Here is a 12471-nt window from a genome sequence, read left to right as displayed (position 1 = left end):
ATTCACCTATTTCGATATCCTAATCTTATACGCTAATATGTATCATACTTTCGTCCTATAAGAGTATCGCTACAGCTGAATATGGCCAAGCCCTACTATTTAGCAACTAAATAGTCATTGACCATTCGTTACCCAAGATAACAAAAAACCGCCAATATAGGCGGTTTTTTATACATTTAATGCTGTTTTTTAATGCTAACTTAGATTTCGTCAGAGCTGTATTCCTTTTTCAAGCATCAGACCAACAGTAAGTTCGGATCATCCGATCAAATCGGATCAAGGCAACATTGCTAGATAAGTTGATGGATTTTTGCGTTGACCATCTTTCACTACTTCATAGTGTAAATGTGGACCAGTACAACGACCTGTACAACCTACATTGGCAATATGTTCACCTGCGTCAACACGGTCGCCAACTCGAGCGATTAAACGTGATGCATGGGCATAGCGTGTGATGTAACCATTGCCATGGTTAATTTCAACATATTGACCATAGCCCGTACCCCAACCTGACTTGGTCACAATTCCCGGACCTGTCGCATAAATCGGTGTACCGCTTGGCGCAGCAAGATCTAGACCTGAGTGGCGCTCAGCACGACCATTCATGGTACGACCACCATAACTTGAGCTCACACGTGCGCTTGGAAGTGGGTGTGTCACTAACCACGAATATGGATTATTTGAAAAACTTTTTGCAGAGGATTCCGAACCGTATTTTTTCGCCAATGAGGCGTTGTTGAGTTCAACCGTTTTTTCACGGAGCTGAACGGTCATTTTCGTTTCGGCAGGAACATCAATATCATTCGATTCAGCATAAGCACCTTCCGATAAAGTGCGTGTCAATTGCTCAATTCGATCCGAAGATGCATTATTTGTATTGAGTTCTACCAAATCTGCGAAGGCTACTGAAGCAGCCGATGCCGCAAAAGAAAAAGCCAACAAAATACGTCGCATATGCATAAAAAACCTCTTAAAACTGTTCTTACGAATGTTTCTTGCGTGATCTCGTCCTTGATATCTACCGAAAGAAGCGCATAAGATTAAGACATTAACATGAAGGAAATATGTATGTCCGAACCAGTGAATCTCTTTCAACAAACCAGAAAACACATAAAAACAGGAAACTTAACGTTTCTCTCAAAGCAAGTGACTGCATGGCAGAAACTTACAAAACTGATTCAACCTATCCTACCGCAACCAGAGCAGTGGCAGGTTGTTTGTTATCAATATGGTATTTTGACGATTACCGGCGAAAATCAAGCGATGATTAGTCAACTTGGTTACCTTCAAAAACAATATATTGCACAACTGTCGGAACTTGATGAGTTTAAAGACCTACAGAAACTCCAAGTTCGTTTGAGAATCCCCTCTCAAACACCCGCAAAGATACAATCTATTTCAAGATCGCTAAGCACCGAAACTCAAGACTTAATTCGAGGTGCTGCTGACTTTGTGAGCGACCCTAAGCTTAGCCAAGCAATGCGCCGTTTGGCAAGCAAAAAAAAGTAACCTTGCCTCGACCTGCTTCAGAATTACATTTTTAAAATGATAAATTCATCACATTTATGTTTGTTACAATATAACATCACGCAATAAAGACAATGACTTAAGTCACACTCACATAAGGAATTGGACACTGATCTTCGTCATTAAATGTTACAATTTCATAACTGCTTGGATCACTTTGGACATTGCGCAATAATTGATTATTTAAAGCATGACCAGACTTATACCCATCAAATTTGGCAATAATTTGGTGACCGAGCAAGTATAGATCACCCACTGCATCTAATATTTTGTGACGAACAAATTCATCTGAGAAGCGTAAACCTTCTTCATTCACCACCCCCGTTTCATCAACGCCAATAGCATTGTCTAAACTTGCCCCCAAAGCGAGATTATTGGCTTTAAGATAGTCCAAATCTTTCATAAAGCCAAAAGTACGCGCTTCGCTGACTTCATAAACAAAGGTTTCAGTTGAAAAATCGATTGTGGCAGACTGATATTCTTTCTTAAAAGCGGGATGGTCAAAGTCAATGGTGAAGTTGAGTTGAAAACCCTCATGCGGGCGGAAAATGGCGCGTTTGTCGTCGATGAGTGCTTCAACAGGTTTGAGTATTTTTATAAATTTTTTAGGAGCATCTAATTCTTTGAGGCCACCTTGCATGAGCAAGTAAATAAACGGACCTGCACTACCATCCATAATTGGGACTTCAGAGGCAGACACTTCAATGATTAGATTATCAATACCTAGACCTGCTATTGCACTCATAACATGTTCAATCGTACCGACTTTAGCATCTTCTTGAACTAGGTTTGAACACATGAAGGCTTCTTGGATCAACATCGCATCTGCCCGAATGTCGATTGGTGGATTGAGATCGATACGACGAAACACAATTCCTCCGTCCGCATGATGTGGCACAAAGTTAATTAAGACTTTTTGACCACTATGCAAACCGATGCCGCTCGCTTTAACGACACGTTGTAGAGTTCTTTGTTTCAACATGTTTCATATCATCTCACCACTAAACCGCTATACGTTAGCATATTTAGCCATTGATAAAAAACAAAAAGGTAGTCATAGACTACCTTTTCTTCACCACATGCAGCTTAACCACATGGACAAATACTACTTACGTTGTTGATTTTTCAAATAATCTTGAATACTCATTGGTGTTGGGCGTGCAGCACTCACTGTCGATACAGAACTCGCTGCAGTAGCCACGTCTTGGTTCTGACGCTGGATAGCAGGCACATCATCATCTTCAACAACCGCTTGCGTTGTATGCCCATGTTGTGCTACCTGCACATGTGCATTTGGACGCTTCACTGGCTCAGCAGAATCTGCTGAATTTCGGGTTAAACCTGTTGCAATAACAGTGACACTGATTTCATCACGCGCATCTGGATCAAATACAGTACCATAGAAGACTTGACCTTCATCTAGATCGACAATTTGGTTCACAACGTCGGTAATTTCTTCAATTTCACCAAAGGTAACGTCATCACCACCAGTCACATTAATCAAAATCCCTTTGGCATTCATAATGGTCACATTATCTAGCAATGGGCTACGGATCGCTTGCTCGGCTGCTTGACGTGCACGGTTTTCACCACGACCTAAACCCGCACCCATCATGGCATAACCACGTGTACTCATCGCAGTTTTCAAGTCAGCAAAGTCAAGGTTAATATGACCTGGGCGTACCACCAGATCAAAGATACTACGCACCGCATTTAGTAAAACATCATCCGCTTTTTTGTAGGCATCTTTCATTGAGATGTCACGGAAAACTTTTAACAAGCGTTGGTTTGGAATGATAATCAAAGAATCAACATGCGCTTCTAATGCTTCAATACCTTGCTCAGCAGACTGAAGACGACGTTTACCTTCAAAGTTAAACGGTGTCGTTACCACGCCTACGGTTAAAATGCCCATTTCTTTGGCAATTTCTGCAACCACTGGCGCAGCACCTGTACCTGTACCTCCACCCATACCGGCAGTGACAAACACCATGTCGGTGCCTTCAAGGTGTTGACGAATCAAGTCACGGCTTTCTTCAGCCGCTGCTTGACCCACATTGGGATTGGCACCTGCTCCCAGACCACGGGTACTTTGCTCACCCAGCTGGATTTTGAATTGTGCATTCATACGGTCTAGCGCTTGCTTGTCCGTATTGGCACATACAAATTTTACACCTTGAATATCTGACTCAAGCATGTGTTGTACGGCATTGCCACCTGCACCACCAACACCAAACACAGTAAAACGGGCTTGACCGTTGCTATCGGTTTGATCATCTTCTAAAAATTCAAATGAGGCCATGACCTATAGATTTCCTAATTCGTTATTGGCAGTCACTTAAGCCCGTATACTGCCTTGATCTTAATAAACAAAATTGCTTTTAAGCATGCTGTGCAAGCCATAGCTTGTCAAGTTTAAGCGATGTGTTGTACAACTTCTTAACAATATTCCAAAAAAATTCAACTTAAAAAACAGATTTCAGCTTTTCATTGAGTCCAGACCAAGCACGTCCAACGCGCTTAATCAAAGAAAGTTTTTCTGTATCTTCTGGTTCCACTATGGTTTCTTGTGTTTCGCTCTGACTAAACATCAACAAACCTGCGGCAGTGGCATACTGAGAGCGACGCAGTGCGGCAATATTTTGCTCATCTGCTGTCACTTGTACAGGCGGATTACCCAAATGCGCAGACACGCCTAACATACGACGGGTCAACGTCACCATGCCTTCGATTTGACTGGCATCACCAGTTAACACCACACCGTGATACAAACCATGAATCGCACCATTACGCTCTAGCTCCTGGCGAACTTGGCCTAAGATTTCTTCATAACGTGCAATCACGATTTCAGTCAACTCAATACGGCTAATCGTTTGTGGACCATCAATCCCTTGGATCTGAATCATATGGTCCGGTTTAACCGACTTAATGTCGACACACCCATAGAGTAATTTAATTCGCTCAGCTTCTTCAGTGGTGGTTTGTAACACAGCAGCAATATCACGCGTCACATGCTCGCCACCACGCTGCAAAGTATGTGTCAACGCCAAACGACCATCCAAATACACCGCAATGTTGGTGGTACCTGCACCAATATCAACCAAACAGACACCATACTCTTTTTCATCTTTGAGTAGGCTCGCTTCTGCCGTTGCCAAACAAGACACCACCAGTTTCTCCACCCCAATGTTCGCCCCCTTCAAGGCCCGATCAAGGTTTTGCATAGTGCTAATCGGTAGCATCATCAACTGATAATGACCAATCATGCTGTGTGCAGACATCCGTATTGGGTTTTGTACCCACTCAGTGGAGTCATCTAGCTCAAAGCCCAGTGGAACAGCACTGACCAAATAATGATCCGAGGTCATGTGGCTGGCTTTAGCCAACTCTAATGCACGAACCACTTCACTTGTTGTAATTGTATGGTCAGTATTTTCAACTGGCGTGCGTCCAGATGCATAAAAGCTTTTTAACTCGGCACTTGGGATTGAGACCCACGCGGAATGGACACGGCATTCAGCCATATCTTCTGCTTCTTGCACGGCATTTTTTATCGCTGTAATGACTTTATCAAGACTTACAATTTTTCCTTTATTCATGCCTCGGTTACGAGCAGTTGCCATTCCTATCACTTGGATATTGTCTGGCGCATGTACCTTACCAATCAAAACTGAAACTTTGTGCGTCCCAATGTCAATCGCAACAACTGAGGGAACCGCTTCATTCATTATTTACTACTACCATCACATGTTTGTTTAATTTATGGCTTTATGCCTCTGTTTTAAAGCCAAGTATTATGGCTTTGCTGCTGCTCCACCTGCAATGCTTGTGTCATCAATCGTTACAACAAAATGACCATTTGCTATCTTTGGTGCAGCAGCATTCTTCCATTGGATGGCCAAGCCATTCCGATAACGCAAATCAATGGCAGATACTTTGGCCCAAACTGGCTTCAAATCACTTTGAGCCAAATAACTCAAACGTTGCAGCTTACTCATAGTTTGATCCTGATCTACGATAACACGTAAACCTGAATCGAACTGCATAAACCAAGTCATACGCTCCGTTAAATATAGTTCTTTTAAACGGAGATTGACTGGCTGGAATAATTGATTAATTTCATTATAACGGCGCATCATCATTTTAGACTGACTGATTGGGCCGTGTAATAAAGGCAAATTCTGATTATTTTTCGGCGTCACTTCGCTAAATACATCACCACTGTCACTTAAGAGACGCCCCGTCCCCCAACGTGCAATTGCATGCCTTGGCATAACACGAACGCGAATCGCATTCGGCCATGCTCGCGAAACCACCACACGATCAATCCAAGCCAACTCTAAAGTTCGATCGCGAATGTCTTCTAAATCTGAGGTGAAATAGTTATGGGTGATGGTCGGTGAAACATGTCCCATTACCTGATTTTTTTCTGCCTCAGAACGTACGCCTACTACATCAAGTTCGGCCACACGTGCATCTGTCATGACTTGATATAAGCCATAAATACCAACCAACAGCACCGCCACGGCAACGACCAACATCACCCAACCACCAAAGTTGGCAAGCTTTTCCTTACGCGTCGGTGGTTTATCGTGTATCGAGGTAATCGCTGCGCGTTTACGGCGCATAGAAGCGGGTAATTGCGCCATTTAGTGAGCCGCACCTGTCAGTGTTTGCTCTAAAATTTGGACACAAAGTGCATCAAAGCTATAACCCACTGCATTTGCTGCTTTTGGCACCAAAGAGTGACTAGTCATACCAGGTACTGTATTCACTTCAAGTAACCAGAAATTGCCTTGCTCATCTTGCATCGCATCAATACGGCCCCAACCACTTGCACCTACCGTTTGGAATGCACGGAGGCACAGCGCTTGTAACTTTTGCTCTTCTTCAGCACTTAAGCCACACGGAATTCCGTATTCCACATCATTACGTTGATATTTCGCTTCATAATCATAAAAAGCCACATCCGCAGGCGGTTGTAGACGAATCACAGGTAACGGTTGACCATTTAAAAATGAAATCGTGAATTCACGTCCCGTAATCCATTTTTCAGCCATCACCACAGCATCGTGTTGGGTCGCTTTGGCAATTGCCGCTGCTAAATCTTCTGCTTTTTCGACTTTACTCATGCCGACACTTGAGCCTTCGTGTACTGGCTTGATAATCAGTGGAAGACCCAAATTCGCCACCACTTCAGCCAAATCTGACTCTTGGCTAATGATGCGATAAGGCGCTGTTGGTAAGTCTGAACCCTGCCAAATTTGCTTGGTTTTAACTTTATCCATACCAATGGCAGAACCCTGTACGCCTGTTCCGGTATACGGGATGTTGAGCCACTCTAAGACACCTTGGATTTGACCGTCTTCTCCACCACGACCATGCAACACAATAAACGCGCGGTCATAACCGACCAATTCGGTCACACTACGCTCTTGCGGGTCAAAAGCTTCTGCATTTACACCCGAACGAACCAATGCTTCAAGTACAGCTGCACCACTATCTAGAGAAACCTCACGCTCAGCAGACTTACCACCAAGCAACACCGCTACTTTGCCGAATTTTGAAGCATTTGACACGTTGATATCCTTAAACTTTATAACTGTTTTATTCATTGAGTAATCACAAAACGTGATTATTTTAAATATAAATGATTGCTTGCAAGCTCAACCGAGATAGCCCCCACATTACCTGCGCCTTGCGTCAATAACAAGTCATCTGCTTGTAACACTTTTTTCAACGCATGCTGCAAATTACCTTCGACTGGATCGATCAAAATCGGCTCTACATCGCCACGTAAACGAATACTACGCGCCAATGAACGACTGTCTGCCCCCACAATCGGTTTTTCGCCCGCAGGATAGACTTCAAGCAACAATAACTGATCGACATGTGACAATACATCCACAAAGTCATCGAAACAGTCACGGGTACGGCTAAAACGGTGCGGTTGGAACATCATCACTAAACGACGGTCTGGATGGCTTGCACGTGCAGCTTTAATGGTCGCTTCGACTTCTTTTGGATGGTGACCATAGTCATCCACCAATTTCACATTGCCACCTTCAATGTCAAATTCGCCCTGTACTTGGAAACGACGACCTACACCACTGAAACTCTCCAACGCACGTGCAATCGCAGCATCAGATACACCTTCATCGGTTGCAATACCGATTGCTGCAAGTGCATTTAAAATATTATGTAAACCCGGCAAATTGATGGTTAAACGCAAAGGCTCACGATCTTTACGCAATACGGTAAAGTGCGACTGCATGCCTTCTTGTTCAATATCCACTGCACGAATGTCATTGTCTTCGTTAAAACCATACGTGATCAATGGACGACCAATGCGCGGCATGATTTCACGAATATTGGCATCATCGCCACAGACCACAGCCAAGCCGTAAAACGGTAGTTTTTGTAAGAACTGTACAAAGGTATCTTTTAAAACATCGAAGCTACCACCATAGGTGTCCATATGGTCTGCATCAATATTGGTCACAATAGTGGCCATCGGTTGCAAATGCAGGAATGATGCATCTGATTCATCTGCCTCTGCCACGATAAAACGACTCGCACCCAGCGCAGCATTCACACCGGTACGGTTCAGCAAACCACCAATCACATAGGTTGGATCGAGATTTTCTTCTGCCAACATGCACGTGACTAGACTTGTGGTCGTGGTTTTACCATGTGTTCCCGCAACTGCAATCCCATGACGATAGCGCATCAGCTCACCCAGCATTTCTGCACGGCGAACCACAGGTGTACGCGTTTCAATAGCCGCTTTAATTTCTGGGTTTTCTGCATCAATTGCAGTCGACACCACAATCACGTTTGCACCCTGAATATTTTCAGCAGTATGCCCGATATAGACTTTGATGCCGTTTTCTTCAAGCTGAGCCGTGGTTTTTGATGCCTTGATATCTGAACCTGAGACTTTATAGCCTTGGTTCTTGAGCACTTCGGCAATACCACACATACCTGCACCACCAATCCCAATAAAATGGATGTGCTTAATACGGCGCATTTCTGGCACTTTAATTAACTTTTTTGCTTGATCAGCAGGCGTAGATGGCGACATAAAATACTCGGTTTACAATGCTTGAATTAAACGAACCACATGTTGGGTTGCATCGGGTTGTGCTTGCTGACGTGCTTTCACTGCCATTTCAGACAATAACTGACGGTTCATCAAGGGTAATAATAATGCTTTTAAACTCTCGGGCGTCATGCTTGCTTGTGGGCAAATTTTAGCTGCACCGATATTGGCTAAAAACTTTGCATTGGCCGTTTGGTGATCATCCACAGCGCTTGGCAGTGGAACAAATACCGCAGCCACACCAGCAGTTGCAATTTCAGTCACGGTTAACGCCCCAGCACGGCAAATAATTAAGTCAGCATCGCTATAGGCTTGAGCCATATCTTCAATAAAAGGTTGAACCTCAACTTGAAGCTGTTCAGGTGCATCGGCATAGCGCGCTTGTGTCGCCTCTGCATGGTTTTGACCACACTGATGATAAACGCTTAAAGGCACATTGAGTTGCTTCAAGGCTTCAGGAATGCGTTCATTTAACGCTTGTGCACCCAACGAGCCCCCCACAATTAACACTCGCAGTGGCAGACCTGTTTTTTCACGTTCTTGATAACGCCAAGACGGATTTAAAATTTCCGTAATCTCTTTGCGGACGGGATTACCCGTGGTCACAATTTTATCTTGTGCAGCAAAGGTATTTGGAAACGCCTGACACACTGTTTGTGCAATACGTGATAACTGCGTATTGGTAAAACCCGCAATCGCATTCTGCTCATGAATAATCACGGGGATACCCAGTGCGCGCGCAGCCAATCCCCCCGGCCCAGCAACATAGCCCCCAAAGCCCGCGACTGCATCAACTTTGAGCTGCTTCATGTAGCGCATTGCGCTTAAAGTAGCTTTTAAAATTTTAAAGGGTGCCAATACTTTGCGGACTAAGCCATTGCCGCGCACACCTTGAATATCAATTTGATAAATCGGGATATCGTGATTTTTAAGCAGACGGTTTTCCATACCTGTAGGCGTAGCAAGCCACGAGACTTGGCAGCCTTGTTTCTGTAATTCCTTAGCCACAGCAAGTGCTGGAAAAACATGTCCACCCGTTCCGGCAGCCATCATCATTACATGTTTCGGCTTTGTTTGTGTTGCTTCGGTCACAGTCTAATTCTTCAATTCTAAAATATGGAAACAAAATTCAATTTTAAGCGATCAATTGTAATCACAAACGCATAACCGCGAAAGATTATTTACTTTTTTTCAACAGGCATTTGATTGTTTTTTTCTACTGATTTTCAAGTTTAAACTAGATTTGTTATCAGATGTGCATTTTTACTCAAACTACAGCACACAATCAGGCTCAACAGCGCAATTGGTTAGATTTAAAAATAAAACAATGAAGATGATTTGAATCAAATACTTAATATAATTCTAAAGCCCAATTTGCGTCATTTTAGCGCTTAGAAATACAATCTGAACTCATACATTGGAGCAAGATGAAAATTTGTAGTATCTGGCAACATAATCCGCTTTATATTCAACCAAATTGATACACTTTGCAGTAAGCCATGTCCTTATTTCAAAACTTCCCTATTCATTGAGATAAAAAAGGAACCTTTTCAGGTTCCTCTTTCTGTCGATTTAGCTGGCTTTACCTGCTTCCAAGACATCAAATAAAGTATCGGCAATCGAAGTACCAAATTGTGCATCAATCTCACGAATACAGGTTGGACTGGTGACATTAATCTCGGTCACATAGTTGCCAATCACATCAAGCCCGACAAAAACCAAACCTTTTTCACGTAAGAAGGGTCCCACTTTTGCGGCAATCGCCTTGTCATTTTCAGTCAAGGGACGGGCTTGACCCAAACCACCTGCGGCCAAATTCCCACGCACTTCACCGTTTTGTGGAATCCGCGCCAAGCAATACGGAATAGGTTCACCATTGACCAGCAAAATACGTTTATCCCCTTCCACTATTTCAGGAATATAACGTTGCGCCATAATCGGACGTGTGCCCATTTCCGTCAACATTTCCAAAGTTGAGCCAATGTTCACACCATCTTGATATAAACGGAAAATTCCCATACCACCCATACCATCAAGAGGCTTCACAATCACATCACCATGTTCTTTGATAAATTCACGAATCAGGCTTTGTTGTGAAGTCACCAATGTAGGGACTTGGAGTTCGGGGAACTGCGTGGCAAACAGTTTTTCATTACAGTCACGTAAGGACTGTGGTTTATTGATAATCCACGCACCTTCACGTTCCGCTTGTTCCAAGATATAGGTGGTGTAGACAAAGTTCATGTCGAACGGTGGATCTTTACGCATCAAGATCACATCGTAATCCGCCAAGGACTCTTTTTGTTGTTCACCTAAATCATAATAATGATCGTAGTCTTCAAACACTTTTAAGGGAGAAATCAGACCAAAGGCTTTGCCTTGATCGATATATAAATCGTGTTGTAATGCATAACCCAGTTCATGTCCGCGACGGCTTGCTGCCCATAACATTGCCATCGTAGAATCTTTTTTTAGATTCACCGTTTCAATCGGGTCCATCACTACCAGTACACGCATAAGTCTCACGCTCATATTTTTAAAACTTGGCAAAAAGTATAGCGAAGTTTTCAGCTTTGGGCACAACAAGTTGTGTATTAATTAAAGATTAAAAAATCTATTTTATTCAATTATCTACAACACATTAACATTATTAAATAAATTCAAAGTGCTTACTTGGTGGAAAGAAACAGTAAATCTACTGCTATTTCCACTTTCCTCGCAAATGGCTTCAACTTAAGCCAAAAGGCGTTGAATATCCTTAGCAATTTTTTCAGGTTTAACGATCGGCGCATAACGTTTCACCACCTGCCCTTTTTGATTAATCAGAAACTTGGTGAAATTCCACTTGATGCTTTGACTACCTAGAATGCCTTTCGCCTCAGACGTTAAATACTGATACAGCGGATGCGCAGCAGGACCATTCACATCAACCTTAGCAAACATCGGGAAAGAAACCCCATAATTACGCTGACAAAAACTGCCGATCTCTTCATTACTCGCAGGGTCTTGCTGCGCAAATTGGTTGCAGGGAAAACCTAAAACTAAAAGACCTTGTGGTTGGTAGTCCTGATATAACTGTTCCAAACCTTCAAACTGTGGGGTTAAACCACATTGGCTCGCGGTATTCACCACCAATAAAACTTTGCCCTGATAGTCGGCTAGATTTTTTTGCTCGCCTTCCAACAGTTCGGCCTGAAAATCATAAATTGTGGTCATTACATCTCTTCCATTCATCAAAATATCATTCGTTAAAGTCGCTTCAAGGGTTGACCTATAGCGGTAAAACAATATTGCACACAATTAACTTGTGTGCAAGTTTATTACGTACAATATACTTCCACCTCCATTTCATTTATACTGTTTCTAACTACCAATCCTCAAGGACATGCAACATGGCTGACACCCCACTTTTAGAAAACCGCGTGTGTTTTGCCATGTATTCCGCAACCAATGCTATGGTCCGTCAATACCGCCCACGCCTACAAGCCTATGATCTGACCTATCCTCAGTTTATTGTTTTATTGACTCTATATGAGCAGGACAATGTGACGTTGACTGAAATTGGACAAAAAACTTTTTTTGACTCTGGCACCTTAACCCCTATTATTAAGAAGCTAGAAGAAAAACAATTTTTAAAGCGTGTCGCAGTCAAGGAGGATGAACGTATGAAAAAAGTCGTACTTCTAGAAAAAGCACTCCTAGCTAAAGACAAAATTATGGCCATTCCATTTGAGCTGGCGTGTTCTTTAAGTCTAGATCCGGATGATTTGGTAGCCATCCATCAACTGTGTCAGCGTTTTTTAAACGGCTTAGAACAGCCTCAACCCGACAGGTGAGATACT

12 protein-coding genes are annotated in these 12471 nt (G+C 43.0%); 2 read left to right on the top strand and 10 right to left on the bottom strand.

Annotated features, from left to right (window positions below; all coding sequences use genetic code 11):
• Nucleotides 1–276: 276 nt before the first annotated feature.
• Nucleotides 277–960, bottom strand: coding sequence for a M23 family metallopeptidase (locus tag CDG62_RS03560; protein ID WP_087526683.1), 684 nt, complete (start codon nucleotides 958–960; stop codon nucleotides 277–279).
• A gap of 108 nt (nucleotides 961–1068) precedes the next feature.
• On the opposite strand from CDG62_RS03560, the gene CDG62_RS03555 reads away from it, so the two are divergent.
• A complete protein-coding gene (locus CDG62_RS03555) occupies nucleotides 1069–1509 on the top strand; it encodes a hypothetical protein (RefSeq protein ID WP_058870506.1) in 441 nt (146 codons plus the stop codon).
• 97 nt (nucleotides 1510–1606) lie between these two features.
• Here CDG62_RS03555 and lpxC read toward each other — a convergent pair whose 3' ends face one another.
• The 9 genes from lpxC to CDG62_RS03510 form a co-directional block, all read right to left on the bottom strand.
• Nucleotides 1607–2509: a UDP-3-O-acyl-N-acetylglucosamine deacetylase gene (gene lpxC / locus CDG62_RS03550; protein WP_087526682.1), complete on the bottom strand. Its 903-nt coding sequence runs from the start codon at nucleotides 2507–2509 to the stop codon at nucleotides 1607–1609.
• A gap of 123 nt (nucleotides 2510–2632) precedes the next feature.
• The gene (ftsZ, locus tag CDG62_RS03545) at nucleotides 2633–3829 is read right to left on the bottom strand and encodes a cell division protein FtsZ (protein WP_087526681.1); all 1197 of its coding nucleotides are present in this window, start codon (nucleotides 3827–3829) and stop codon (nucleotides 2633–2635) included.
• 163 nt (nucleotides 3830–3992) lie between these two features.
• Nucleotides 3993–5255: a cell division protein FtsA gene (ftsA, locus tag CDG62_RS03540; RefSeq protein ID WP_004691727.1), complete on the bottom strand. Its 1263-nt coding sequence runs from the start codon at nucleotides 5253–5255 to the stop codon at nucleotides 3993–3995.
• Nucleotides 5256–5321: 66 nt separating this feature from the next.
• Nucleotides 5322–6176: a cell division protein FtsQ/DivIB gene (locus CDG62_RS03535; RefSeq protein WP_087526680.1), complete on the bottom strand. Its 855-nt coding sequence runs from the start codon at nucleotides 6174–6176 to the stop codon at nucleotides 5322–5324.
• Complete coding sequence (locus CDG62_RS03530; protein WP_087526679.1) at nucleotides 6177–7106, bottom strand: D-alanine--D-alanine ligase; 930 nt, start codon at nucleotides 7104–7106, stop codon at nucleotides 6177–6179. It lies immediately after the preceding gene.
• Between the two features lie 56 nt (nucleotides 7107–7162).
• Nucleotides 7163–8611 carry a UDP-N-acetylmuramate--L-alanine ligase gene (gene murC / locus CDG62_RS03525; protein WP_004691731.1) on the bottom strand — a complete coding sequence of 483 codons (1449 nt, stop codon included), beginning with the start codon at nucleotides 8609–8611 and terminating at the stop codon, nucleotides 7163–7165.
• A gap of 12 nt (nucleotides 8612–8623) precedes the next feature.
• Nucleotides 8624–9685 carry an undecaprenyldiphospho-muramoylpentapeptide beta-N-acetylglucosaminyltransferase gene (gene murG, locus CDG62_RS03520; RefSeq protein WP_416232138.1) on the bottom strand — a complete coding sequence of 354 codons (1062 nt, stop codon included), beginning with the start codon at nucleotides 9683–9685 and terminating at the stop codon, nucleotides 8624–8626.
• Nucleotides 9686–10201: 516 nt separating this feature from the next.
• Nucleotides 10202–11146, bottom strand: coding sequence for a glutathione synthase (gene gshB / locus CDG62_RS03515; RefSeq protein ID WP_087526677.1), 945 nt, complete (start codon nucleotides 11144–11146; stop codon nucleotides 10202–10204).
• 216 nt (nucleotides 11147–11362) lie between these two features.
• Nucleotides 11363–11845: a glutathione peroxidase gene (locus tag CDG62_RS03510; protein ID WP_087526676.1), complete on the bottom strand. Its 483-nt coding sequence runs from the start codon at nucleotides 11843–11845 to the stop codon at nucleotides 11363–11365.
• A 176-nt stretch (nucleotides 11846–12021) separates the two neighbouring features.
• Between CDG62_RS03510 and CDG62_RS03505 the strand changes: the two genes are divergently transcribed.
• Nucleotides 12022–12465 carry a MarR family winged helix-turn-helix transcriptional regulator gene (locus CDG62_RS03505; RefSeq protein WP_087526675.1) on the top strand — a complete coding sequence of 148 codons (444 nt, stop codon included), beginning with the start codon at nucleotides 12022–12024 and terminating at the stop codon, nucleotides 12463–12465.
• Nucleotides 12466–12471: the final 6 nt, after the last annotated feature.

Origin of the sequence: Acinetobacter sp. WCHA55 (genome assembly GCF_002165305.2) — a bacterium.
Taxonomy (GTDB): Bacteria; Pseudomonadota; Gammaproteobacteria; order Pseudomonadales; family Moraxellaceae; genus Acinetobacter.
Note: the sequence above shows the minus strand (reverse complement) of the source record. Positions and strands in the feature narration are given on the sequence as shown.